Raw genomic sequence first — 25,210 nt, 5'->3', positions numbered from 1 at the left:
CAGTGTGGTCGACGCGAGCGTGCCGGGATGGCGCGGCGTGCTCAGTGTAAGCGCGCCGGCGCGGGCAGGTTTTCGCGGCCGATCAGTGATCGATCCGCGCAAAGCCACCGCTCGCGGCCGGACCGGACGCTCGCGCGGGTCTCGCGCGAGCGTCGGTCCCGCCTCAGCCTTCAGTGCGGCGCTTCGATCAGAACGCCACGAAAGGCGCCTGACCGCCGTTCGCGGTTTGATCGATGCCGTAGTACACGTGGCGGCCGTAGAAGAACGGCAAGCCCAGATCGAAGCTGCTGTTGCCGCCGATCTGCCCTGCCAGGTCGTTGAACGCGTAGTTGCTGCCGTTGCCGAACAGCGTCGACGCACTCAGGATGCCGATGCTGGCGCTCGCCTGCGTGTTGTTCAGCCCGACCAGCGTCAGCGTCCGCGTTTGCGCCGACGACGGGCAGTAAAAGCCCGCGAAATTGCTGCCGCACTGCGCGAGGGAGCTATCGCCGAAGAAGTAGGCGTTCGAGCCCGAATCGAGGAAGGCCTGCACCGTCGTACCGTTGAACACGCTGTTGTCCAGGTCGCCGAAAGCGTCGGTGGTAAAGAGCTGGACCCCGGTGAGCGCATTGTTCGACTGCGTGCCGACACCGAACACCAGTGTGCCGGTTGCCGACGGCGCGCCGGTATTCGACACCGGCGGCATCTGCACGATCACGCCGTTCTTGTCGACCGGGAAGAACGGGACCGGATTGGCCACCTGCTGCGCGAGCGGCACCGCCGTGCGGGCGCAAGACGCGCCGTTCGGACAGGCGAAGTAATTGCTGAAGTTGGCCGCCGTCCCGGCATCCACGCAGGTCACACCGCAATCGGTCGGCGACGTGCCAATGCCGAGAATGCCGTTCGCGCCGAGATCGCTGGCGGTGTTTTCGTCCGAGCCGTTGCCGCAACTGCTCGTGGGCACCGTGCTCGAGTCCTTGTCGCCGATGATCTGCATCGGAATCGCCGCCGTCGTTCTCTCGCCGCCGATCGCGATGGTCGCGGTGCGCACCGTGCCCCACGTGAAGCCATCCGCGAACGTCGCGCACTCGGCAAGCTGCGCGCCGCCGACGGTGCTGACCGGCAACGCACTGAGCAGCGAGCCGTTGAAAGCCGAACTGACCACGCGCAGTCCGTACGAACCCGTATCGACCTGGATATTGTTAATAGTCTGACAATTCGAGGTCGAGCCGGGCGCGCAAACCGTCACGCTGACCGTCGGGATATTGACGATGCCGGTCACGCCCCGGCCGACCGTGATGGGCACGGTGTTCGCCGCGTTCGCGGCGATTGGCTGCTGGGTCGGGCTCGGCGGCAGCGAGCCGCCGTTCAGCGCGTTCGACGAATTGTTATTGGAATCGCCACCGCCGCCGCATGCGACGAGCGCCGACACCAACGCCAAGGCCGCGACGGCCTGCATCCAGCCCTTGAGCTTCACAGCAATATGCTTGGTTCGCATGTCTCGTCCTCGCTATTACTGGATGTCTGAACCGCTGACGCCGGCGGGCAGCGCCGGAGGCAGCCACGCCTGACCGTTGAACGAGCCCATATGGCCCCCGGAGCGCACCACGAGGCCACTCTGGTCGACCGAGACAGGGCCGCGGCCGCCGCCGCGCGCCGCGCGCACCGCCTTCACGCCGGCCACGTACTGCGGGAAATAGCTGCCGAGCAGATCGTTCAGATCCGGCATTTGCGGGCCGCGCCATGCAATGCCGAAGACGGAGCCGTTCGCGGCGAGATATTCGCGGACCACGGTGCCGTTGCCGAGCGCCGTCTCACGCACGGTGTAGGACGCGGAAGTGGAAGTGGAAGACGCGGCGTTCGATGCTGAACGCATCACGCCCTGCGCCGCATTGGCGGCGCTGCTGCCGGGCTGAATGGTACGAGTTGAGACTGACGAGCCCGTGGGCGGCGTCATGGGGGCGCCGCCCAGTCCCGCATGAGCGGACTGCACGGCGATGAGCGAACATGGTAAGGCAAGCGCCGTAACGATCCCGGCGCGGCGTACACGACTCCACATGACGAGGCTCCTCCCGAGCTGCTGCTCGATTCGCACGTCGTGCAAACCGGCTGCATGTATGCAGATCATACGGCACCGCTGCGGTTGCACTGCGGAGGGTTTTTCCCCATCGTGCTACCGACCGGTGTGTGTCGTCACCGGAGCGCCGTGCCGCTGCTTGAGCTCGTAGTATGCCTGTGGTTTGTGTCGGTAGACAGCAAGCCGGCGCGGGCGCGCGGCTTGCTATGCGTACTGGTTCGATCTGGCGCGCCCTTGGCGGGCCGCCGCGACGTGCTATGACCCCGGCAGGTCAGAAGCCGAGGCTTGCCAGCAGATCGTCGACTTGCGACTGGTCCTGCACCACATCCGTTTTGCCTTCCGGATTGATCTGCGGACCGTTCAGCAGATGTTCGGGGCTGCCGGTCGGCGAGACTTCGGCCGCCAGCGCCGCCGCGTTCGCCGCGAACTGCTCGCGCCGTTCGAGCGCGATGTTCTCGACCAGCACGCCGAGCAACTGCTGCTCGATCAGGTACACGACATCCGTGATCTTTTTGATGACCTGGCCGGTCAGATCCTGGAAGTCCTGCGCCAGCATGATCTCCATCAGCTGCGAGTTGGTCGCGCTGGTCGCGTCGGGCACACCGCGCAGGAAGGTCCGCGTGTCGTTCATCAGCGCGCGCACTTCCTCGCGCTCGATCGGCGCCGCATACCACTGCTCCCAACGCGCGTCGAGTTCGCCCGCGTCTTTGCGCAGCTGCTCCTGGATCGGCTTGGCGACGTCGATTGCGGACAGGACGCGCTCGGCGGCCTGCTCCGTCATATTCGCGATGTATTTCAGACGGTCGCGGGCATCGGGCACGGCTTCGGCCGCACGCTCGACATGCTTGTCGAGCCCGAGCTCGCGCATCGAGTCGCGCAGCGTGCGCGTCAGTTGTCCAATGCGGGCGAGGATGCGGTCGGACGCGAAGTCGCCGCTCTCGTTGACCGCGTCGGCGCCTTGCGCGTTGGTCGGCAGATTCACATCAGCTCCCGGTCTTGGCCATCTTCTCGAGAATCTTGTTGAGCTTCTCGTCGAGCGTCGCGGCCGTGAACGGCTTGACGACATAACCGCTCGCGCCGGCCTGCGCCGCCGCGATGATGTTTTCCTTCTTCGATTCAGCCGTCACCATCAGCACCGGCAGGTGCGTGAGGTTGGCGTCGGCGCGAATTTCCTTGAGCATGGCCAGACCGTCGAGGTTCGGCATGTTCCAGTCGGAGATCACGAAGTCATACGTACCCCCGCGCAAACGCGCGAGACCGGCCTGACCGTCTTCCGCCTCGTCGACGTTCGAGTAGCCGAGCTCTTTGAGAAGGTTGCGAACGATCCGGCGCATCGTCGGAAAGTCGTCAACAACCAGAATCTTCATTCCCTTATCCATTTCATTCCCTTTGCTTGATCCATGGTGCGGCGCCTGTCCGCCTCAAACTAACGCCTCAAATCCTACCGGCGCGCATCATACCCGTTGAACGCGGTCGCCCATTGCCGAGAGACGCGCCATCACGCGCCGGCTCATTTCCGGCAACGCTGCGATCTCGTCCGCCGCGCCGAGCGCAATCGCTTCACGCGGCATGCCGAACACGATACAGCTCGCTTCGTCCTGCGCAAGGGTGTACGCCCCTGCTTTTTTCATGTCCAGCAGTCCGGCGGCGCCGTCGCGCCCCATCCCGGTCAGAATCACGCCGACCGCGTTCTTGCCCGCATGCTGCGCGGCCGAACGGAACAGCACGTCCACCGACGGACGATGCCGGTTCACCGGCGGCTCGTCCGACAGGTGAGCAATATAGTTCGCGCCACTACGGGCAAGCAACAGATGAGCGTGGCCGGGCGCGATATACGCATGTCCGGGCAGCACGCGTTCGCCGTGCTCTGCCTCTTTAACGGTAATCCGGCACAAACCATTGAGGCGTTGTGCAAAAGATTTTGTGAAGCCCGGCGGCATATGCTGCGCGATTAGCACCGCGGGTGCGTCCGGCGGCAACGGCACCAGCACTTCGCGGATCGCTTCCGTGCCGCCTGTCGACGCGCCGACGATGATCAGCTTCTCGGTACTGAGCAGCGGATTGTTGAAGAGCGGCGCGGCGCCGACCGGCGCCTGCGCGGCCTGCGCCGCCGCGTGCTGCGCAGGCGCGGCCTGGCGCACGCGTGCGCGAGCGGCCGCGCGAATCTTGTCGGCGAGCTTTTCCGAGTAATCGAGCATGCCGTCGCGAATGCCGACCTTCGGCTTGGTGACGAAGTCGACCGCGCCGAGTTCCAGCGCGCGCAGCGTGATTTCATTGCCGCGCTCGGTCAGCGACGAGACCATCACGACCGGCATCGGCCGCAGACGCATCAGCTTCTCGAGGAAGTCGAGGCCATCCATGCGCGGCATTTCGACGTCGAGCGTCAGCACGTCCGGATTGTGCTGCTTGATCAGTTCGCGCGCGACCAGCGGGTCGGGTGCGGTCGCCACCACCGTCATATCCGGCTGGCCATTGATGATTTCCGTCATCAGGCTGCGGATCAGCGCCGAATCGTCGACGCACAGTACTTTGATCTTTTGCACAGCGCTCACGCCTCCTCTGTAGTTCTGGCGTTGTTTGAATTAAGCGGGCGCGGGCCTGCGCCGAACAGTTCGATGCGCGGCTTCGCTGCGCCCGGACTGCCCGCTGCGGTAGCCGCTGTTCCCGCTGCTCCGCCGGCAGACGAGCCGAACAGCTCGATCTTCGAGCGGGCGGCGGCGGGCGTCGAAAACAGTTCGACCTTGGCTCTCGACGCGGCCGGCGTCGAGAACAGTTCCACCCGCTTGCGCGCGGCGGCGAGCCGCTCGGCGCGCGCTTCGGCGCTTTGCCGCATCAGCGCCTGTTCGCGCTCGGCCACGCCCGCTTCCTGCTGCAGGCGCAACTTCTTCACCATCACCTGGCCCGTGCGCGGCATGAACGCCACCTTGCGCGGATGCGAGCCCTGCAAGTCCTCGGCGACGATGCGGATCTTTTCCAGCGCCAGATAGCGGCGCACGAACTCCGAGTTGCGGTCGCCGATGTTCATCGTCGTCATGCCGGCGAGCACCGCGCCGCCGCCGAACACCTTGGCTTCGAAGCGCTCGCGCCGGCCGCCGGCCTTGATCAACTCGTTGATTAGTACTTCCATCGCGTAGGCGCCGTAGCGCATCGAATCCGATGCGGCCTGCGCGACGTCCGCGCCGTCGTCGGGCAACATGAAGTGATTCATGCCGCCGATACCGGCCGTGCGGTCCTGGATGCAGGCCGCGACGCACGAGCCCAACACGGTGACCAGCACCATGTCTTCGTGCGTGGTGTAAAACTCGTTCGGCAACAACTTCACGCCGGGGCGCTGGAAGTGGTTGTCGAAATACAGATTGGTGGCGATAGGCAGGGCGCTGCTCATACGGTCACCCCGTTCGTCGTGTGATGCGCCGCCGTTGCCGTCGCGCGCGCCGGCGTGCGCACGCCGGTCGCGTCACGCGTCAGCTCGTAGACGGTCTGGCCGCGCAGCTTGAACGCCTGCGTGACGTACGTGAAGTTCTCCGAGTGGCCGGCGAACAGCAGGCCGCCCGACTTCATCAGCGGCTCGAAGCGCGCGAGCACTTGCGCTTGCGTCGGCTTGTCGAAATAGATCATCACGTTGCGGCAGAAGATCGCGTCGAACTGCGAGCGCAACTGGTAATCGCGATCGGTGAGGTTCAGTTGCTCGAAGCGCACCAGCGCGCGCACTTCCGGGCGCACCTTGACCATGCCGGCATGCGCGCCGGTGCCCTTCAGGAAGAAGCGTTTCAGCCGCTCAGGCGAGAGATGCTTCACCTGATCGAACTGGTACGTGCCGGCTTCGGCCTTGGCCAGCACCTGGGTGTCGATGTCGGTGGCGAGCACCGAGGCCTGGCGCGCGCCGCTGTCGCCGAGCGCTTCGATCAGCGTCATCGCAATCGAGTACGGCTCTTCACCGGTCGAAGCCGCCGAGCACCATACCGAAACCGGCTGCGGACGGCGCGGCACGAATTCGGCGAGGATCGGAAAGTGATGCGCCTCGCGAAAAAACGCCGTCAGGTTGGTGGTCAGCGCATTGGTGAAGGCTTCCCACTCGGCCGGATCGTTTTCCGCTTCGAGCAGATCGAGATACTGCTTGAAGGTGTCGAGCCCGCGGGCACGCAGACGGCGCGCCAGACGACTGTACGCCATGTCGCGCTTGTGATCCGACAGCGAAATGCCCGCGCTGCGGTGAATCAGTTCGCGAATGCGAGCGAAGTCCGCCGACGTGAATTCGAAGTCCCGTGCCTGCTCACCGGATCTAACCGGCTCTGCCCCAACGGGACGTTGCTGTGCGCGCGTTGCCATCATGAAAGTTCCTGCCTGCGATACGAGCCATCCCGCTTTCCTGCCAAGGCATCGCCTCGAAATGAAGGGATTGTGTTCGCGGGGTCGCGCCCGCCCGCGAGTTTCTCTAACATGCAGTCGGCCCGCGACACGCTGATAAAGCGTGCTTCGATGATTCGCTCCTCATGGAGCGAGATGCCGAATGACCGCATGTCTTTGTGCCACGTCCTAGAATGTTTCCCAGTCCGCGTCCGAGCCCGCCGAGGCCGCGCTTGCCGCGACCGGACGTGCTGCGGATTCGGATCCCGCACGGGCCGTCTTCGGTTTCAGCGCCGGTTCGACGCGTGCGGCGCCGGCATCGTGACTGCCCGAAGCCGATGCTGTGTTTGCCGCCGGATGCGCCGTGCTAGCTGCCGGATGCGCTGCGCCGCCGTTCGCGGACGCATGCGGTGCGGCTTTGCCCGCCGGCTTGCTCTTGCCGCTCGTCACACGGGGCGCCGCCGATTGCGAGCGCGTTGCCGCCGCGCTCTTATTCACCGCGCCGCCGGCCACTTTCCAGCCGTTCACCACGGCCTGCAACTGACGCGTCTGATCTTCGAGCGAGGCCGCCGCGGCCGCCGCCTGTTCGACCAGCGCGGCGTTCTGCTGTGTGACTTCGTCCATCTGCACGACCGCGCGATTCACCTGTTCGATGCCGCCCGACTGCTCTTCGGACGCCGCGCTGATTTCGCCCATGATGTCGGTCACGCGGCGCACGGCCTGCACGATCTCGTCCATCGTCGTACCGGCGCGGCCGACCAGTGCCGAGCCGCTTTGCACCTTGTCGACGGAGTCGCCGATCAGTTCCTTGATTTCCTTCGCGGCACTCGCGCTGCGCTGCGCGAGGCTGCGCACTTCGCCCGCCACCACCGCGAAGCCGCGGCCCTGTTCGCCGGCGCGCGCGGCTTCGACCGCCGCGTTCAGCGCGAGAATATTGGTCTGGAAGGCAATGCCCTCGATTACGCCGATGATGTCGACGACCTTGTTCGAACTGCTCGCGATGTCCTGCATGGTCGTGACGACCTGGCTCACCACGTCGCCGCCGCGCGTGGCGATGTCGGAGGCATTGACGGCCAGCTGGCTCGCCTGACGCGCGTTCTCGGCGTTCTGCCGTACCGTGCCGGTCAACTGCTCCATGCTCGACGCGGTTTCCTGCAACGAGGCGGCCTGTTGTTCGGTGCGCTGCGACAGGTCGGTGTTGCCCATTGCGATTTCGCGCGCACCGGTGTCGATCGATTCCGTGCTGCTGTGAACCGCCCTCACCATCGTCGACATGCTGTCCTGCATGCGCTTGATGCCGGCGAACAGCCGCCCGATTTCATTGCGGCTGAAGACGTTGATCGATTCGGACAGATCGCCCGAGGCGATGCGCTCGAAGCACGCCGTCGCGTCGGCGAGCGGCTGCACGATCAGGCCGCGCAGCGCGAAGCGGATGCCCACCACCACCAGCAGCGCGAGCACGGTGACGGCGATGATCAGCGTCGTCATCAGCGAGATGTTCGATTGCGCGCTCGCCTGCTGATCCACGGCGTGCTGTTGCAAGCTCTTGACGACAGCGGACGCGGCGTTGTCGTAAGACACGAACCACGGGCTGATCTTCGTATCCGCGATCGCGTGATAGGCGGCCAGATCGTTCGCGCGCAGCGCGGCGAACTCCGGCTCCAGGCCGTCACGCATCAGCGCCGTGCGACGCGCCAGCAGTTCGTCCAGCTGCGCCTGCTCGACGCCGTTCTTGGGCGCGTCGAGATACGCCTGCCAGCTCTGATTGCCCTTACCGTACAACTCCTGCGCACGATCGAGCACCTTCTTCGCCTGCTCCGTGTCGCCCGACGCGCTCAACGCGTTGAAGCGATCCAGCGACACGCGCGAGCGCAGCAGGTACGACGAAGCATCGTCGAGTGCATGGATGGCGGCCAGATCGCCGCGCGCAATGCGGTCGAGCGACTGGCTCGCGCGATTCAGCGCGGTCAGCCCAAGCACGCCGACCGCCACGGTCAGCGCGACCAGAATGATCCCCACCATCGTCAACGACGTGCGAATCGACCACCTGCTCAGCATTTCGATGCTCCCTGTCCCAATCGTTTCGTGAAGGCTGCCGCGTTAGACGCCGAGCGTTTCGATCAGCGCCATTTCGCGGCTGGTCATGAGCTTCTCGATGTCCATCAGGATCAGCATGCGGCCGTCGACGGTGCCCAGACCCGTGAGGTACTCGGTCGTCAGCGTGGCGCCGAATTCCGGCGCCGGCATGATCTGGTCGGTGGCGAGCGTGAGTACGTCCGAGACGCCGTCCACCACCATCCCGACCACGCGATGCGCGACGTTCAGGATGATCACCACCGTCTGGTGGTCGTACTCGACACGGCCCAGATGGAACTTGATGCGCATGTCGACGATCGGCACGATGATGCCGCGCAGATTGATCACGCCCTTGATGAACTCAGGCGCATTGGCGATCCGCGTCACGTTGTCGTAGCCGCGGATTTCCTGCACCTTGAGAATGTCGATGCCGTACTCTTCGGCGCCGAGCGTGAAGACGAGGAACTCCTGACCGCCGGCGTCTGCCTGCTGCGCGTCGCGGCGGCCATTCGTACCGCTCGCGTTCGCGACGCTCGAATTGATGGATTGGACTTCTGCCACGTTAGCCCCCAAACGGTTGGGATGAATTGAGTTGAGTAAGTGTTACGACGAGTGTGACGGACATCATGCGAGACTCATCGCGCCATGCGCGTGGCGCGTTTCGCGGTTCAGCGCCGCCACGTCGACGATCAGCGCGACGCTGCCGTCGCCGAGAATGGTCGCGGCGGAAATGCCGTGCACCTTGCGGTAGTTCGTTTCCAGGTTCTTCACGACCACCTGTTGCTGGCCCACCAGTTCGTCGATCAGCATTGCAAAGCGGCGCCCTTCCGTTTGCATGATGGTGACGATGCCTTGCGTCGGTTCCTGCTTCGCCCCTTCGACGTTGAACACTTCGTGCAACGCCACGAGCGGCAGATATTCACCGCGCACCCGCACCACGCGCTCGCCGTTGGCCACCGTGTAGATGTCCTCGGCTCGCGGCTGCAGCGACTCCATCACGAAGTTCAGCGGCAGAATGAAGATCTCGTTGCCGACCTTGACGGACATGCCGTCGAGAATCGCCAGCGTGAGCGGCAGCACGATGCGCGTGGTGCTGCCCTTGCCGGCGTGCGAAGTGATTTCCACGTGACCACCCATCGACTGGATGTTCCGCTTCACCACGTCCATGCCGACGCCACGGCCCGACACGTCCGTGACCTGCTCCGCCGTCGAGAAGCCCGGCAGGAAGATCAGGTTCCAGACTTCTTCGTCGGTCATGGTTTCGCTGACCTGCATGCCCTGCTTGGCCGCCTTCGCGAGAATCTTGTCGCGGCGCAGGCCCGCGCCGTCGTCGCTCACTTCAATGACGATGTTGCCGCCGTGATGCGCCGCCGACAGCACCAGCTGGCCGGTCGAATCCTTGCCCGCCGCGCGCCGCGCTTCCACGGTTTCGATGCCGTGGTCGAGACTGTTGCGCACGAGGTGAGTCAACGGATCGATGATCCGTTCGATGAGGCTCTTGTCGAGTTCGGTCGCCTGACCGAAGGTGACGAGTTCCACTTCCTTGCCGAGTTTCGCCGCCAGATCGCGCACCAGACGCGGGAAGCGGCTGAACACGTAATCCATCGGCATCATGCGGATCGACATCACCGCTTCCTGCAGATCGCGCGCGTTGCGCTCGAGCTGCGCCATGCCGTTGAAAAGGCGGTCGTGCAGCGCCGGGTCGAACGTGCTGGTGGTTTCCGCGAGCATGGCTTGCGTGATCACCAGTTCGCCGACCAGGTTGATCAGCTGATCGACCTTTTCGACGCCGACGCGAATCGAGCTGCCTTCCGCGCCGCCCGCTGCCGCAGCCGGACGTGCCGCCTTGCGGTCCTGCTCGGCGGGCGCGGCTGCGCTCGCCGCGCTGGCCTGAGCCGGCGCCGGTGCGCTCGGCGCCGCCGCGGGTTGAGCCGCGGCATGCGCCGGCGCGGCCGGTGCGTCGAACAGGCCGTGCGCGGCGGTTGATGCGGGTGCAGCGGTGTCGGCCGCCGGTGCCGACGATGCTGCGTGGCCCGCGTGAGTTGCCTGTACTGCTTGCGCCGGGGACGAATCGGCAGCGTCGGGCGTTCCAGGTTCGCCTTGCTGCGCGTCGTCCGCCGGTGCGGTGCCGCGGCCGATCACGATCTGACTTTCGTCGATCACGAAACAGCACACGGCGATGATGTCGTCGGAGGTCACATCGGTCGCGAGCCACAGCGTCAGATCGCCGCCGCTCTTGACCTGCCCGACGATGTTGCCCAGGTTGCCGAGCTCTTCGGCCAGCAGTTCCTGGTCCTTCTCACCAACGCCCCGTAGCGTAATTTTCAGATGTGGGCCGGATTCTTCTCCGGCTCCCGTGGCTTGCCCGGTCTGTGTCGGTTCGCCGTCAATCCATTCGCCCGCCGCCTGCACCGCCTGTTCGACGACGTGCTCCGGCGGGGTCCCGCCTTGTACTGCCTGTGCTGCAACTGGTGCCGCGCTCGCGACAACGGCCGCCGCAGCCGGCGCCGCGCCGTCGCGGCTCTCCGCGTTAAGGCGTTCGAGCTTCGCGCAGATTGCCTTCGCGGTGGCCGCGTCCGGCTCGGCGCTCGCGCGGTAATCGGCGAGCTGGCCGGACAACACGTCCTTGGTTTCGAGGAACGTGTCGATCATGTCCTTGCGCAGCACGAGTTCGTTATTGCGCGCGCGGTCGAGCAGCGATTCGAGAATGTGGGTCGTTTCCGTCAGCGCGGTAAAACCGAACGTTGCCGCGCCGCCCTTGATCGAGTGCGCCGCGCGGAAAATTGCCGCGAGGTCTTCAGGGTCCGGGTGGGCGATATCCAGATTGAGCAGCAACTGCTCCATCTGCGCGAGCAGTTCGTCCGCTTCGTCAAAGAACGTCTGATAGAACTGAGTGATGTCGAGTGTCATGCCTGGGTCACCGCGAGAGTTCCTGTCTTGGCTTGGGCTGCCGCGCCGCCGCGTCGAGAGCTTCTATAACTGGGTCTATGGGTGTGCTTACGCGTGATCTGGCTCGGCTAGCGCCGCCACCAGTTCGGTCAGCATGTCCGGGTCGAGCGGCTTTTCGATCCAGCCGGTCGCGCCCGCAGCCCGCGCCGCTTCCTTGAACGGCTCGCCCGATTCCGTCGTGAGGACGAGGATGGGCGTGGCCTGGTAAGCCGGGTTGTTGCGCAGCGCGGCGATCAGATCAAGGCCGGTCTTGCCTGGCATGTACTGGTCGGTCAGCACGAGATCGAACGACATGGCGAGCGCGTTTTCGAGCCCTTCGTCGCCATCCGCCGCGAGCGTCACCTCGTAGCCTGCCGTCGTCAGCGTGGCGGCGAGAATCTGCCGCATCGATGCCGAATCGTCGATTGCCAGGATGTGCCTGATCATGAAAACCTCGCTGCACGTACGCTATGGATCGCCCTTCCGTCCGCGCCGGCAGGGCGCATGAACGGGCGAGGCGATCGCTGTCTGTTACTGGGCCGCCGGCGCTGCCGCCGGCAACTTCGGTGCAACCGTTACCGGCTGCGCAAGCTTTTGCAGCAACGGCTTGGAGCCGGCTGCGTCGTCCGACAAGGTGGTCGTGGTGGAGTCGTCATGGTTCAGCGCCTCCTCCGACTTCTTGTTCAGCACGATGATGCTGATGCGGCGGTTCTCCGGATCCATCGGGTCCGCCTTGTTCAGGTTTTGCGTCGACGCGAGGCCGAGCACGCGCATGACCTTCGCTTCGTCCATGCCGCCGGCGATCAGCTCGCGGCGCGACGCGTTGGCGCGGTCCGCGGACAGTTCCCAGTTGCTGTAGCCCTTCTCGCCGCCGGCGTACTGCGCGGCGTCGGTGTGGCCCTGCACGATGATGCGGTTCGGCACGTCGTTCAGCGTGTGGCCGATTTCGCGCAGAATGTCGCGCATATATGGCTCGACCTGGTCTTTCGCAGTCGCGAACATCGGCCGCTTCTGCGAGTCGACGATTTCGATGCGCAAGCCGGTCAGCGTGGAGTCGATGCGGATCTGCTGCTTGAACTGGCGCAGCACCGGATTCGCTTCGATCGCGGCCATCAGCTTGACCTGCAGATCGTGCAGGCGGACCTGCTCGCGACGTTCCAGCTCGCCCTGCAACTGCTTCATCGAATCTTCGTTGTTGTGCGAGACGCTGCGCTCGGAGCGGTTGTTCGAACCGTCGGTGGAGCGCGTCACGCCTTGCGCGTCGGTCGAGATATCGCGGCCGCCGCCCTTCAGAATGCTCGAGTCCTCGGCGCTGCGGTCGCCGCCCCACAACGTGATCTTCAACGGCTGATTGAAGTAATCGGCAATGCCCTTCAACTGCACCGTGGAGGCCGAGCTCAGCAGCCACATCAGCAGGAAGAATGCCATCATCGCGGTCATGAAGTCCGCATACGCGAGCTTCCAGGCGCCGCCGTGGTGACCTTTCTTGGCCGGCGCGGAGCGCTTGACGACAATGGCGCGGTCTTTGTCCTTGCTCATCGGTTCGGTTCCCGGCGCCCTTTACTTGGCCTTGACGCGGCGCACGTGCTCTTCCAGCTCGGCGAACGACGGGCGTTCGGTCGAGAAGAGCACCTTGCGGCCGAACTCGACGGCAATCGCCGGCGCGTAACCGTTCAGGCTGGCCAGAATCGTCACCTTGATGCACTGGAACATCTTGGTCGACTCGGTCACGCGCTGTTCGGCGACGCTCGCGAGCGGCCCGATCAGCCCGTACGAAAGCAGAATCCCGAGAAAGGTGCCGACCAGCGCCTGGGCGATCATCTCGCCGAGCACGGCGGGCGGCTTGTCGGCCGAGGCCATGGTGTGCACCACGCCCATCACCGCGGCCACGATCCCGAACGCCGGCATTGCGTCGCCGACCTTGGTCAGCGCGTGAGCGGGCGCTTCGCCTTCCTGGTGATGCGTCTCGATCTCCTCGTCCATCAGGCTTTCAATCTCGAACGCGTTCATGTTGCCGCCCACCATCAGACGCAGGTAGTCGGTCAGGAATTCGATGATGTGATGGTCGGCGAGAATCTTCGGGTACTGGGTGAAGATCGGACTCTTCGACGGATCGTCGATGTCCGCTTCCAGCGTCAGCGTGCCTTCCTTGCGCGCCTTGGCCAGCAGGACGTAGAGGAGCGCCATCAGCTCCATATAAACGTCCTTGTTGTACTTCGCGCCCTTGAACAGGGTTGGAATGACGCGCAGCGTGGCCTTGATCGTCTTCATTCCGTTACCCAGAATGAATGCGCCGACGCCGGCGCCGACGATCATCAGCACTTCAACGGGCTGCAGCAGCGCGCCGAGATGGCCGCCTTCCAGCGCGTAACCGCCGAAAACGGACAAAAGCGTCACGAGTGTTCCCACGAAAATCAGCACTGCCGAGCCCTCACAAAGAAGCGACGGTGACCGTCGTTAATCTGGTTTACGGCAACGAAGCGGAAAACTTTGGCGGAAAAGCGGCTCGTCGCTCCGGTGTAAACCAGAGGCGGATGCGGCCGGTCCGGCTGGACCGGGCGTCGCGCAGGCGGGCTGGAAGGCCCGCCGCATGGGAGATGGAAGGCGCACCGCGCACCGGCGGCCGCCTTCCGGGTCAAGCTTCGAGGGCGGCGAGGCTCTCGCGGGCCCGGGCGTCGGCAAATTTCTTTGTCTTACCGGCGCGCGAGGGCGGCTGGCACAGGCCGCAGACGAATGCGTGCTGCGGATCGTGCGCATGCGCGACAAAATGTCCGCCGCAACGGCAGCACGCGGTCATTTGCAGCATCCCGGAGTCGAAAAAGCGCACCAGCGTCCAGGCGCGCGTGAGACTGAGCACGGGCTCGTCGTCGTGCAACTGGACGTGTTCCAGGTACAGCCGGTAGCTCTTCACGATCGACTGGATCGTCAGGCAGCCGCCATGACCGGCCATGAACCGGTAGATGTTGTAGAACAGCGATGAGTGAAAGTTCGGCTGCCAGGTCATGAACCAGTCGGTCGAAAAGGGCAACATCCCCTTGGGCGGCGAGACCCCTTTCAGTTCTTTATATAGCTTGATGAGCCGGTCGCGCGACAGGCTGGTTTCCGCTTCCAGCAATTGCAAACGCGCGCCAAGCTCGATCAGTTCGATCGCCAGGGTAATTTCCCTGACTTCGAGCACAACACTTTTATAGGCCATCCGTTTGCGTTTTCCCCGTCCTGATCGCTTTGTTTGGAATGCAACGTGCCATCAGCCGAGTTGCTCGACTGGCTGGCTTGCCATCAGGATCGCGGAATGCGCCTGAGCCACGGCGCTGGATTTGCCTTTGTCCGCCAGAGCGGACAGCACGGCATGGTCGTCGAAACGGAAACGGCACAACACCTGATTGGACGCCGCCAGCTTGACGGTCTGCGCCAACGACAGATTGGCGAGCACATCGGCTAACTGGTCCGAAATCCCCATGCGAAACATGCCCATCGGCTTGTCTTCGCGCAGCAGTCGCTGGGCGAGCAGGAGATAAGACAGGTTAACTTCTCTGATCTCATTGAGCATATCGCTTGTCGCGCTCATGATTCCCCCGGGGTGTATCTGGCTGGTCAGGCCGTTACGGAAACGTTTGCTCGAACGCGCGCACTGAAACCGCACGAATCGGCTCGTTTCTGGTCTTGCGAGCATTGTGGCGAAAGGGGGAGCGGACGAAAATCGGACAGACACCCAGCCTTATTGACGGATTAATCCGTCATTCGTGTAGGAATTTTTCCTACAAAGGCGGGTCGGAGCGGGCTTGATGGAACCCCATAGGCGCAATTTAGAAACTTTCCGTGCGCATCGATGAGGTTGCTGGCAATGATGTGAACTAAATGGTGAGTCTGATTGACTCACGGTCCGCACCGTGCAGCGGTGAGGAAGAATTATAAGACGTTTTCACTTCTCTGCAACACGCCGCGTGTAGGGGCCGATCTCCACCGCCCGGGCCCGCGACTTGCTGATGGCTTTGCAGCGTCCGAATATACGACCGGCGATTTCTCCCGATTATCGGGATGGCCGTTCCGACGACCTGTAACGGGCCATGTTTCGCGCTGTAACAACATTAAGCGTTTGAAAAATAACTCGAATTAGCGCGGCCGATCCCGATAATGAAGCTAAGGGATTACCCGATGCAGGTTCGGAGCACCCCCGGGCGGCGGCTTACCGCGCCCAACCGTCCGTCAGGCATTCGCTCCTCGCTCTACTCGAGCGCCGCTGTGCGATGCCGTTCTGATTAGGAGAAAACGCATGCGAATCGCACAAATTGCGCCGTTGTATGAAGCTGTCCCGCCGAAACTTTATGGTGGCACCGAACGCGTCGTGTCGTATCTGACCGAGGCACTGGTCGACCTCGGCCATGACGTCACGCTGTTTGCGAGCGGCGACTCGGTCACTTCGGCCAACCTCGACGCCTGCTGGCCTCGTGCGCTGCGTCTCGATCCGACGATCCGCGACGCGCTGGCTCCGCACGTCCTGATGATGGAAAAGGTGCGCAAGGTCGCGCATGAGTTCGACGTGCTGCACTTTCACCTCGACTACATGCCGTTCCCGCTCTTCACAACGATGGACACGCCGTTCGTGACGACGCTGCACGGCCGCCTCGACTTGCCGGAACTGCAACCGGTGTTCGATGCGTTCTCCAACGTGCCGGTGGTCTCGATTTCCGATTCGCAGCGCGCGCCGCTACCGCAAGCGAACTGGCTCAACACGGTTTACCACGGTTTGCCGGAGCAGCTGCTCACGCCGCAAACGCACAAGAAGCCGGAATACCTGGCGTTCCTCGGCCGTATTTGTCCCGAGAAGCGCGTCGATACAGCTATCAAGATCGCTGCACAAAGCGGTTTGCCGCTGAAGATCGCCGCCAAGGTGGACAAGGTCGACCAGGAATACTTCAAGCGCGAAATCGAGCCGCTGCTGTCGCAGGCGCATGTGGAATTCGTCGGCGAGATCAATGAAGCGCAGAAGCCCGAGTTTCTTTCCGGCGCCAAGGCGCTGCTGTTCCCGATCGACTGGTCGGAGCCGTTCGGCCTCGTGATGATCGAGTCGATGGCATGCGGTACGCCGGTGATCGCGTTCAACCGCGGTTCGGTGCCGGAAGTGATCGACCACGGCGTGACAGGTTACATCGTTGAGGACGTGCAGGGCGCGGTCGCGGCACTGCAACGCCTGGACGAACTGTCGCGCACCGAAATCCGGGCCCAGTTCGAACGCCGCTTCAGCTCGAAGACGATGGCTCAGAATTACGTGGATGGCTATTCGGCACTGATCGAAGCCACGCGCCGCCCGGTGTTGCGTCAAGTCGCAGTGGGCTAAACGCCGAGCTAAGCGGCTGGGCACTTTCTCTCAGCCGCTTGAGTAACGAAATCCGCCGCGTACGACGTTTCAGATTTGTAGGTCAATAGTGAGTCGATTCGTCGTGTGAATCGTTTGCGCGAGCGGTAATTTCAAGTTATCCCGCTTCTTTGTCCAGAAAAGCCGCCCCTCGAGGGCGGCTTTTTTAATACGGGCATGGATGCGCTTCCATCGCCGATTAGCGCTCAGCGAATAAAGACCGAGTACCAATAAACCTTCAGTTGGCTTTCGTCTCGACCGGCGATCGGCTCAAGCAGCGCCAATCAGAAAGCGCTCGCGATTCTTACCGACGATCCATTTGGGCGGTTTGCCGCGCCCGCTCCACGTATTGCCCGACTTCGGATCCTGGTATTTCGCCGGCAGCGGCGCCTTCTTGGGCGGGCGGCCGCGCTTGGCGGCGACGGCAAAACCGAGGTCCTGAGCCGTCAGACCGTATTCAGCGATCTTTTGGCGGATGTCGGCGACCACATTGTCGATTTCAGTACGGCGCGCTTCTTCTGCTTGTGCCTGCAATTTGGCGATCTGCGCCTTGAGGTCTGCATATTGAGACATTCCGGTTCTCCCCTTTTCTAGAACTCATTGGCTCGCAGACTAACTGCAATTATAAAAATTCGCAATGGACAAGAATACCGATTTAGCAAGATATCCTCTGATAATTATTAAGACCGGTGAATTGTAAAACGGTATCTTTATCTCGCAATAAAAAGGTAAAGGCGACACCACATTGACAATTCTTGACACCTGATTTGGCGACCTTTCCCTAAAATTGCGCGTTCAAGGCATGCAGACGGACATAGCCGCGCGTGCTAGCGGAAGCCTCCATCTTTTTAGGATTACCAACCATGCAGTTGTCAAAGCGCCTCGCTGCCGAGTTGTTCGGCACCTTCTGGCTCGTGCTCGGGGGCTGCGGCAGCGCTGTCCTCGCCGCTAACTTCGCCGGCCCGGTTCATGGTCTGGGCATTGGCTTCGTGGGTGTGTCGCTCGCGTTCGGCCTGACTGTGCTGACCATGGCTTTCGCGATCGGTCACATTTCCGGCTGCCATCTGAATCCGGCGGTGAGCGTCGGCCTGACCATCGCCGGCCGCTTTCCGGCGCGCGATCTGCTGCCGTACATCGTGGCGCAAATAATCGGCGCGGTGCTGGGTGCGCTGGTGCTGTCGCTCATCGCATCGGGCAAACCCGGGTTCGATCTCGTCGCCAGCGGCTTCGCCAGCAACGGCTATGGCGAGCGCTCGCCCGGCCACTACTCGCTCGCCGCGGCATTCATTTGCGAAGTGGTGATGACCGGCTTCTTCCTCTTCGTCATTCTCGGCGCGACCGACAAGCGCGCGCCCGCCGGCTTCGCACCGATCGCCATTGGCCTGTGCCTCACGCTGATTCACCTGATCTCGATCCCGGTGACCAACACGTCGGTGAACCCGGCGCGTTCCACCGGGCCGGCGCTCTTCGTCGGCGGTGCGGCGATGGATCAGTTGTGGCTGTTCTGGGTTGCGCCGATCCTCGGCGCAGTGATCGCGGGCGTGTTGTACCCGGTCATCGCTGAAAGCCGCAGCGGCAGTTCGCAGAAGCTGGCGCTCGACTGATCCGCACGCGCGGTCATTTGGGCAAACAAAGCGGGCGCTACGGCGCCCGCTTTGTTTTGAGGCGGAAGCGTAAGCACCTCGATATCGCGCCGATGGCTTATTCGTGCCCGCTGCTAGAATCGTGCGACTTCCCAAGCTCGCACAGGTGCCACACATGAAGCGTTTCCGCGGATTTCTGCATGGCGTCGCACTCTCCATCAGCGGCTTGTGCGCGGGTGGGCTGGCGCTACCCACCGCGCATGCGGCCGACGGCCAGACGGAAACGCTCGTGTTCGTGCGACACGGTGAGAAGCCTACCCAGGGCTACGGACAACTCAACTGTCAGGGGCTCAACCGCGCGCTGGCCTTGCCGGCGGTGATCGCGGCCAAGTTCGGCAAACCGGATGCGATCTACGCACCCGATCCCGGCCAGCAAAAAGACGACGGCGGCAAGCCCTACTACTACATCCGGCCGCTTGCGACGATCGAGCCGACCGCCATCCAGTTCCAGATGCCGGTGCAAACGCCCTATGGTTTCGCTCAGATCAACCAGCTCGGCACCGCGCTCGTCAATCCGGCCAATCGCAACAAGCTAATTGTCGTGGCGTGGGAACACAAGCTGATCGTGAAGCTATTGCGCCAGATGCTGAGCACGCATGGCGGCAATGCCGCCGATGTTCCGAACTGGAAGAGCGACGACTTCGACAGTATCTATGTTGTTCGCCTCGACTGGCAAAGCGGCACCGCGCACGCCAGCTTCAAACATGATCGTCAGGGGCTGGATGGACGCGCGACCGACTGCCCTTGCGCGGCACTGCCGGGCGCGTCGGCGGCGACTGGATCCCCGGCTTCCTCGAGTGCGGCAAATTAAACGGGTAATACAGATGTAAGCCTCAATTACGCAGCCGGTCCTCAGATTTGGGTAAAGCGTGGCGCCGGGCGCGCTTCGCCACGGCGCAAAGGGCCGCGAATCCTTATGCACCAGTGCTTTGACCGAACGGCGTGCGGCGCGCGACGTACTCACGTACGCCTGCTCACAGCTTTCAAAGCCTGCGACGATGCTTGCAGTCCGTAACATCTGGTCGCAGTACCCATCGACGGGAATGCGTAGATTGATCCTGTGCGACAAACATACGTCGCCTCACAGGAGAACAAACATGAAACGCATCGTCACTCACTTGCTGGTTGCTGCAGGACTCGCGGCGGGCGCATGCGGTGTCGCGCAAGCGCATACGGATCTGAACATCGGCCTGTCGCTCGGCGCACCGGTTTATACGCGTCCGGCCCCGGTCTACGTGGCGCCGCAGCCGGTCTACTACCGCAACGGCGGCTGGGACCACCGCTACGATCGCGGTGATTATTATCGCGGCGACCATCGATATGATCGCAACTGGAACCACAATGACCGCGGCTGGGGCCACGATAACCGGGGCGACCATGGCGACCGCCGTGGCGGATGGCACGGGTAATTTTCCTGGTGCGACTGACGGCGGCAAATGAGGCGGCTTGCCGGCCTTGATAGACCTCGGCCGCGCAACGCCATCACCAGCAGCCTGAGCCACCAGACGTGCCGCTCAAAGAAACGGCCCGCGTCCATGAAAATCGACGCGGGCCGTTTCCATTTCCACTCAGGACATCAGTTCGTCGTCGAGCGAGAAGAGCTTGCGCAAATGGTGTGCGACGCCCGCTTCAAAGTTGTTGCCAATGCGCGGCACGTTTGGCAGGCGCGTCATGAGGTCGGGATTGGCGTTGTTCATCATGAACGGATGGCCGGCCGTCTCCAGCAGATCGATGTCGTTCATGTTGTCGCCGAAAGCGACGCATTGCGAGGCATCGGCGCCGAGGCGCTCGAGCACGATCTGCAACGCGCGGCCCTTCGATACGTTTGCCGTCATCACTTCCAGACAGTCCGGCAGCGAATAGGTCACGTACAGTGCGTCGCCGAATTCGCGTGCGAGATTCGTCGAGACCTGCGCGAGATCAGCAGGCTCGCCGATATAGAGGGCCTTCGCGATGTCGACGCCGTCGTGTTTCGGCAAATCGGTCACTTCGTAGGTGAAGCCCGAGTCCTGGTGAAACTTCAGCAGATCCGGCGCGTCGCGGTCGATCAGCCACGCCTGATCGGCGAACAGGTTGACGATCACGCGACCATGCGCGCCAGCGATTTCCGGTTGCACCAGTTTTTGCACAATGGCCGGAGGCAGGTCGTCCGCGTGGATCACCGTGTTGTCCGGCGCGTGGATGCGCGCGCCATTCGACGTAATCAGATACGGACTGATGCCCAGCACGTCGCGAATACCGGCGACATCGCAATAATGGCGACCCGTTGCAATCACGAACCGCAGCCCGTCACTTTCAAGTTTGCGCACGGTGGCGACCGTGAACGGGTCCACCTGGTGATCCGCGTTGAGCAGCGTGCCGTCGAGATCCGTGGCGATGACTTTGTACATAGTTTGAGCAGGCGGGCAGCGTCGAAGCTGCGTATTTTACCGTTGCCGGCCGCATTCGCCGGAACGCGCCGGCTGTATCCATGATTTTCAGCCGCAATCGCGCGACTCGCACACGCCGCGACGCGCCGTTTTCAGCCGCCGACGCGGAGCGCTTCACGCTGCGCCAATTGCAATCCGCCGTGCGCGGAGTCTGCCAGCGGCTCGCGTAAGCGCTCCTGATAGATCAGCGGCACGTACTCGCGCAACGGCGCGCCAAGCCCGCCGCACAACGCGACCGGCAGGCTCGCCGACGGGTCCAGTGCGGCGATCATCTTGCCCACTTCGACGCCGGCCTCGCCGAGCAAGCGCGCCGCGAACGGATGCGTGCGGTGGGCGATGACGATCGGCGCGAGCCTCGCATAAGCTGTCTGATTCGCTTCGCAGAGCCAGACGACGAGACTGTCGCGGTCGTGCGCGCCGGTGTGGGCGACCAGCGCCTGGGCCAGATCGTCGTGAGTGCCACGACCGTCGAGCGCCTGCTGTGCGTGCACGATGGCCCGCAATCCGAGCCACGCGCCGCTCGCTTCGTCGCCCGATGGAAAGCCGTAGCCACTCACCTGGCGGCATTCGCCCTCGCCATCCAGCACGGCCGCGACGCTGCCGGTGCCGAGCGCGACAATCACACCATGCGCGCCGCCGTGCGCGCCCAGCAAAGTGGTGTAGGCGTCGCTTTGCACGGCGAGTCCCGCTAGCGCGGGCGCTTGCGCGCGAAACGCGGCCAACCAGTCGCGATTGTTGACGCCCGCCAATCCGCAGCCGAGCACGCAGCGCGACCAGTCCAGCGTCATGCCCGCACTTGCAAATGCTTCGCCGCAGCCGGCCGCGATGGCCTGCCATGCACGTTCGACGCCAAGTCCCAAACCCGACGGCCCGCTTGCCGCCTGCGCCAGTTCGCGGCCTTGCGCGTCGCCGAGCACGACCCGCGTGCCGCTGCCGCCGCCGTCAATGCCGATCAGAAAGAAGTCTTTGTTCATGGAATCGAGTGAGTTCCGTGGATGAATAACGCATAGCGTGGCAGGTCGGTTTCAATCCGGCAATTAGCCGAATGGCCAGCTTGCAGTGCGCACGGCTTCGGCTATGCTGGCGGGCGACATCACAACGCAGGAGCGCGACAGTGACACAGCGATGCAACTGGGTATCGAGCGAAGCGCTCGCACAGTATCACGACACCGAATGGGGCGTACCCTCGCGCGACGACCAGCATCTGTTCGAGATGCTCGTGCTGGAAGGCGCTCAGGCCGGCTTGTCGTGGTCGACGATTCTCAACAAACGGGCCGGCTATCGCCGCGCTTTAGCGGACTTCGACATCGCCAAGGTTGCGCGCTTTACGCCGAAGCACGTCGAGGCGCTGGTGAAGGACGAAAGTATCGTACGCCATCGCGGCAAGATCGAAGCGGCCATTACCAACGCCCGCGCCGTTCAGCAGATTCAGGCCGAGCACGGATCACTGGCCAACTTCGTCTGGTCGTTCGTCGATCAGACTCCGATCCAGAACGACTGGGCGTCGTACAAGCAGGCACCTGCATCGACCGACATTTCGGATGCACTGAGCAAGGGGCTAAAGCGCTATGGCTGCAAGTTCGTCGGCTCGACGATCTGTTATGCGTTCATGCAGGCGGTTGGCATGGTGAACGACCACGAGGCGAGTTGCATGTGCCGCGCGCGATGCGCGGCGCTTGGCAAGAAAGGACGTAATCGCAAAGCGGGCTGAGGCGACCCGGGTTCACCAGCGCTTAGTGCCGCTGTTCTAACAAAGGACGGCGGCTCAGGGAAAGTCCCGAGCGCCGCAGCGGGTGTCCGGTCATTACCTCGCTACGCAAGGCCTGGAGGACGAGAACACGACGCCGGATTCCTCGCCATGCACCCATTCGGTAAAGCCCGGCTGCGCTTATGGGGCATCTCGGTCGTTATACGGTTATGAGTTGCGGCTGCGGCAGTCGACGGGCCCTGCGGCATGGGGAGCATTGCGAAAAACAAGCCAAATTCGGGAATTGACGGCTTTTCGCCTTGCTAGTCCGGGCTTCGCCGAATGGAGCACGCCCGATACTGCTAGTCGTGCGCTCAAACAACGAATAACCGCTGCGTAACGCGTGGGAGACCAACCATGAAAACTCTTAACTTTGTGACGCATCAGGAGATTTTCGATCAGGCCGTGGGGCACTTGCTGGGCCAGAAGCACGCCGCGCTGCTACCGCGCGGCGGCGGGGCTTATCGCGGCTATTGCGGCGGCTGCCCGGTCGGCAGCTTCATCAAGCCGCGCGACTACATGACCGCGATGGAAGGTATTCCGGTGCGCTTCATCGGCAAAACGCCCGCTGAGATGCCCGCATATATGGACGTCGGCGTGTCGGCGCTGAAGAAGGCGCTGCTGCGTTCCCGCATCAACGTGTACGACCCGGCGACCGTCGATCTGCTCAGTTGCCTGCAAAACGTGCACGACGTATTCGGCACTTGGGAATGGCTCGAGCGTTTGGGCTCGATCGCCCGCCAGTTCGGCCTGTCCGCTGATCGGCTGAAGAGCGCGGCGTAAGCCGGAGACAGCTGCGGTGCCGCTCTACGGCGTCGCAGCGCCCACCGTCAATCCTCCGCGCAGCAAACCCCAAGTCGCGCAGCCCGCATTGACCTGAGCGATCCACCTGACGCCCAAAAAGCAAAACGGCGATGTGGCTTCTTTCGAAGCTCACACCGCCGTTCGGCCGTGCGGAAAAAGCGTGCTTAGTGCAGCTTTTTCGGCAGCATCTGGCTGCGCAGGCGCTTGTGCAGGCGCTTCACAGCAGCAGCCTTCTTGCGCTTACGTGCCGTGGTCGGCTTTTCGTACGATTGGCGTTCACGCAGTTCAGCGATCAGGCCATTCTTTTCGATTGCGCGACGAAAGCGGCGAATCGCCACTTCGAACGGCTCGTTTTCTTTCAGAAGAATCGTCGTCATTTAATTCCTAACTCAATCACTTGATAGGGGTAAATTGCGTGGCGGCATACCGCTCACGCGCCGGCCCTCCGGTCGTCTCAGTTCATGGCCAGTAACAGGCAAACGCGGGCAGAACCCGGCCAAACCACGAATGAAACGAGAGGCAATGCGGCCACGGAGGCCGGAAAAGAGAGGTGGGGAGTTCACCGCGGAACGCGGACAGACATAATGCAAAAGCCGCGTCTGCTGCCGTTTCGCCAACCTTTCATCAACGAAAAACATTGACGAAACAGGCAAAGATCTCAATTCACTCCCGATGATATCAGGAAACTCTCCATCCTACCAGGGGTTTAGGGATTGCGCCAGGTCACCTTTCGCGCGCTCAGGCGCTCGCTTCGTCGAGTTCGCGGACATCGGCGCCCGTCAGCATCAGATGAACCGCCGCCGCGAGGCTCTTGAGCTGTTCGACCGACGTCGCACTGGCAATAGGGGCCGTAACACTGGGCCGCGCGATCAGCCATGCCAGCGCGACGGTGGCCGGCGTGCTGCCATGCGCGTCGGCAACCCGGTCTAGCGCGTCGAGAATCCGCAAACCGCGTTCATTCAGATATTTTTCGACCCGGCTGCCGCGTGCCTTATTGGCCAGATCGGCCTGCGAGCGGTACTTGCCGGACAGAAAGCCGCTCGCCAGGCTGTAGTACACCACCACGCCGAGCTGATTGGCGAGCGCCACTGGTTCGATGTCGCGCTCATATTCCGCGCGGTCATACAGGTTGTACTCCGGTTGCAGCAACTGATATTCGGGCAGGCCATGCTGGCGCGACACGGCAAGCGCCTCCTCGACCCGCGCGCCGCTGTAGTTCGATGCACCGATCACGCGTACCTTGCCCGCCTCGATCAGCTTCTGATACGCGCCGAGTGTTTCGGCGAGCGGCGTTTCGGTGTCGTCGTCGTGAGAAAAGTAGACGTCGATGTAATCGGTTTGCAAGCGCCGCAGCGAATCCTCGACCGCTGCCTGAATGTTGGGCGCCGACAGTCCCTTGCGCAGCGGATGCTTCGAAACCTTGGTGGCGAGCACGATCTTGTCGCGCTTGCCGCTCCGACGGAACCACTTGCCGATGATGGTTTCCGATTCGCCACCCTGGTTGCCGGGCACCCACGCGGAATAGACATCGGCGGTATCGATAAAGTCGAGACCGGCATCGACAAACGCATCCAGAATCGAAAACGAGGTGGCTTCATCGGCGGTCCAGCCGAAAACATTGCCGCCGAACATAAGCGGCGCGACCTGTAATTCCGAACGCCCAATCCTGCGCTTTTGCATGATTTCTCCAGGGTTTGTCACAAGAGAAAAAGAGAATACGCCGTCTTTTCAATACCTGCAGTGCGTCCGCCGATCAAGGCTGCAAGCGGCTTTCAGCGGCATTGCAATAAACCAGCATGGAAAACGTTTGGCTTGCCATTGCAC

26 protein-coding genes are annotated in these 25,210 nt (G+C 63.0%); 6 read left to right on the top strand and 20 right to left on the bottom strand.

Features of this window, described 5'->3' with window-relative positions:
- Positions 1–187 precede the first annotated feature (187 nt).
- From P0D73_RS12630 to flhD, 15 genes are all read right to left on the bottom strand, one after another.
- On the bottom strand, positions 188–1,477 hold the full coding sequence (locus tag P0D73_RS12630; protein ID WP_408285594.1) for a DUF3443 domain-containing protein: 1,290 nt from the start codon (positions 1,475–1,477) through the stop codon (positions 188–190).
- Between the two features lie 15 nt (positions 1,478–1,492).
- Entirely contained in the window at positions 1,493–2,038 is a 546-nt protein-coding gene (locus P0D73_RS12625; protein WP_408176416.1) for a DUF2844 domain-containing protein, read from the bottom strand.
- 289 nt (positions 2,039–2,327) lie between these two features.
- The gene (gene cheZ, locus P0D73_RS12620; RefSeq protein WP_408176414.1) at positions 2,328–3,038 is read right to left on the bottom strand and encodes a protein phosphatase CheZ; all 711 of its coding nucleotides are present in this window, start codon (positions 3,036–3,038) and stop codon (positions 2,328–2,330) included.
- A 1-nt stretch (position 3,039) separates the two neighbouring features.
- Complete coding sequence (cheY, locus tag P0D73_RS12615) at positions 3,040–3,435, bottom strand: chemotaxis response regulator CheY (RefSeq protein WP_095417937.1); 396 nt, start codon at positions 3,433–3,435, stop codon at positions 3,040–3,042.
- A gap of 75 nt (positions 3,436–3,510) precedes the next feature.
- Positions 3,511–4,599: a protein-glutamate methylesterase/protein-glutamine glutaminase gene (locus P0D73_RS12610; protein ID WP_165923885.1), complete on the bottom strand. Its 1,089-nt coding sequence runs from the start codon at positions 4,597–4,599 to the stop codon at positions 3,511–3,513.
- 5 nt (positions 4,600–4,604) lie between these two features.
- A complete protein-coding gene (gene cheD / locus P0D73_RS12605; RefSeq protein ID WP_408431532.1) occupies positions 4,605–5,441 on the bottom strand; it encodes a chemoreceptor glutamine deamidase CheD in 837 nt (278 codons plus the stop codon).
- On the bottom strand, positions 5,438–6,388 hold the full coding sequence (locus P0D73_RS12600) for a CheR family methyltransferase (protein WP_132376584.1): 951 nt from the start codon (positions 6,386–6,388) through the stop codon (positions 5,438–5,440). Before P0D73_RS12600 ends, cheD begins: the two co-directional genes overlap by 4 nt.
- 204 nt (positions 6,389–6,592) lie before the next feature.
- Positions 6,593–8,461, bottom strand: coding sequence for a methyl-accepting chemotaxis protein (locus P0D73_RS12595; RefSeq protein WP_408431530.1), 1,869 nt, complete (start codon positions 8,459–8,461; stop codon positions 6,593–6,595).
- A 42-nt stretch (positions 8,462–8,503) separates the two neighbouring features.
- On the bottom strand, positions 8,504–9,040 hold the full coding sequence (locus P0D73_RS12590) for a chemotaxis protein CheW (RefSeq protein ID WP_074762485.1): 537 nt from the start codon (positions 9,038–9,040) through the stop codon (positions 8,504–8,506).
- A gap of 63 nt (positions 9,041–9,103) precedes the next feature.
- Positions 9,104–11,389, bottom strand: a complete 2,286-nt coding sequence (gene cheA / locus P0D73_RS12585) for a chemotaxis protein CheA (RefSeq protein WP_408285584.1) — start codon at positions 11,387–11,389, stop codon at positions 9,104–9,106.
- Positions 11,390–11,476: 87 nt separating this feature from the next.
- Positions 11,477–11,854: a response regulator gene (locus P0D73_RS12580; RefSeq protein ID WP_132376581.1), complete on the bottom strand. Its 378-nt coding sequence runs from the start codon at positions 11,852–11,854 to the stop codon at positions 11,477–11,479.
- Positions 11,855–11,938: 84 nt separating this feature from the next.
- On the bottom strand, positions 11,939–12,946 hold the full coding sequence (gene motB, locus P0D73_RS12575) for a flagellar motor protein MotB (protein WP_132376580.1): 1,008 nt from the start codon (positions 12,944–12,946) through the stop codon (positions 11,939–11,941).
- A 21-nt stretch (positions 12,947–12,967) separates the two neighbouring features.
- Positions 12,968–13,828 carry a flagellar motor stator protein MotA gene (gene motA / locus P0D73_RS12570; protein WP_013340867.1) on the bottom strand — a complete coding sequence of 287 codons (861 nt, stop codon included), beginning with the start codon at positions 13,826–13,828 and terminating at the stop codon, positions 12,968–12,970.
- A gap of 214 nt (positions 13,829–14,042) precedes the next feature.
- A complete protein-coding gene (flhC, locus tag P0D73_RS12565) occupies positions 14,043–14,603 on the bottom strand; it encodes a flagellar transcriptional regulator FlhC (RefSeq protein ID WP_011490228.1) in 561 nt (186 codons plus the stop codon).
- A gap of 51 nt (positions 14,604–14,654) precedes the next feature.
- Complete coding sequence (gene flhD / locus P0D73_RS12560; protein WP_013589958.1) at positions 14,655–14,975, bottom strand: flagellar transcriptional regulator FlhD; 321 nt, start codon at positions 14,973–14,975, stop codon at positions 14,655–14,657.
- 705 nt (positions 14,976–15,680) lie between these two features.
- Here flhD and P0D73_RS12555 point away from each other — a divergent pair.
- Entirely contained in the window at positions 15,681–16,745 is a 1,065-nt protein-coding gene (locus tag P0D73_RS12555; protein ID WP_132376578.1) for a glycosyltransferase family 4 protein, read from the top strand.
- Between the two features lie 288 nt (positions 16,746–17,033).
- On the opposite strand, the gene P0D73_RS12550 is transcribed toward P0D73_RS12555, so the two are convergent.
- The gene (locus tag P0D73_RS12550) at positions 17,034–17,336 is read right to left on the bottom strand and encodes an H-NS histone family protein (RefSeq protein WP_007179981.1); all 303 of its coding nucleotides are present in this window, start codon (positions 17,334–17,336) and stop codon (positions 17,034–17,036) included.
- A gap of 290 nt (positions 17,337–17,626) precedes the next feature.
- Here P0D73_RS12550 and aqpZ point away from each other — a divergent pair, with 290 nt between their 5' ends.
- The 3 genes from aqpZ to P0D73_RS12535 all read left to right on the top strand — a co-directional run bounded on the left by aqpZ (position 17,627) and on the right by P0D73_RS12535 (position 19,815).
- Positions 17,627–18,367: an aquaporin Z gene (gene aqpZ / locus P0D73_RS12545; protein WP_408176406.1), complete on the top strand. Its 741-nt coding sequence runs from the start codon at positions 17,627–17,629 to the stop codon at positions 18,365–18,367.
- Between the two features lie 154 nt (positions 18,368–18,521).
- On the top strand, positions 18,522–19,217 hold the full coding sequence (locus tag P0D73_RS12540; protein ID WP_408431527.1) for a histidine phosphatase family protein: 696 nt from the start codon (positions 18,522–18,524) through the stop codon (positions 19,215–19,217).
- 286 nt (positions 19,218–19,503) lie between these two features.
- On the top strand, positions 19,504–19,815 hold the full coding sequence (locus P0D73_RS12535; protein WP_132376575.1) for a PXPV repeat protein: 312 nt from the start codon (positions 19,504–19,506) through the stop codon (positions 19,813–19,815).
- Positions 19,816–19,974: 159 nt separating this feature from the next.
- Here the strand turns inward: P0D73_RS12535 and P0D73_RS12530 are convergent, their stop codons facing one another.
- Together P0D73_RS12530 and P0D73_RS12525 are read right to left on the bottom strand one after the other, a co-directional pair.
- Complete coding sequence (locus P0D73_RS12530) at positions 19,975–20,796, bottom strand: Cof-type HAD-IIB family hydrolase (RefSeq protein WP_408176404.1); 822 nt, start codon at positions 20,794–20,796, stop codon at positions 19,975–19,977.
- A gap of 131 nt (positions 20,797–20,927) precedes the next feature.
- Complete coding sequence (locus tag P0D73_RS12525; protein WP_408312466.1) at positions 20,928–21,809, bottom strand: glucosamine kinase nucleotide-binding domain-containing protein; 882 nt, start codon at positions 21,807–21,809, stop codon at positions 20,928–20,930.
- Between the two features lie 140 nt (positions 21,810–21,949).
- Here P0D73_RS12525 and P0D73_RS12520 point away from each other — a divergent pair, with 140 nt between their 5' ends.
- Positions 21,950–22,546: a DNA-3-methyladenine glycosylase I gene (locus P0D73_RS12520; RefSeq protein WP_408176401.1), complete on the top strand. Its 597-nt coding sequence runs from the start codon at positions 21,950–21,952 to the stop codon at positions 22,544–22,546.
- 393 nt (positions 22,547–22,939) lie between these two features.
- Positions 22,940–23,365: a hypothetical protein gene (locus P0D73_RS12515; RefSeq protein WP_408176400.1), complete on the top strand. Its 426-nt coding sequence runs from the start codon at positions 22,940–22,942 to the stop codon at positions 23,363–23,365.
- Between the two features lie 185 nt (positions 23,366–23,550).
- Here the strand turns inward: P0D73_RS12515 and rpsU are convergent, their stop codons facing one another.
- Together rpsU and P0D73_RS12505 are read right to left on the bottom strand one after the other, a co-directional pair.
- Entirely contained in the window at positions 23,551–23,763 is a 213-nt protein-coding gene (gene rpsU, locus P0D73_RS12510; protein ID WP_006050883.1) for a 30S ribosomal protein S21, read from the bottom strand.
- Between the two features lie 361 nt (positions 23,764–24,124).
- Positions 24,125–25,066, bottom strand: a complete 942-nt coding sequence (locus P0D73_RS12505; RefSeq protein ID WP_408176398.1) for an aldo/keto reductase — start codon at positions 25,064–25,066, stop codon at positions 24,125–24,127.
- Positions 25,067–25,210 lie beyond the last annotated feature (144 nt).

This window comes from Paraburkholderia sp. RL18-101-BIB-B (assembly GCF_046026985.1).
GTDB lineage: Bacteria > Pseudomonadota > Gammaproteobacteria > Burkholderiales > Burkholderiaceae > Paraburkholderia.
The sequence above is the reverse complement of the archived record's forward strand: the minus strand, read 5'-3'. Positions and strand labels throughout refer to the sequence as shown.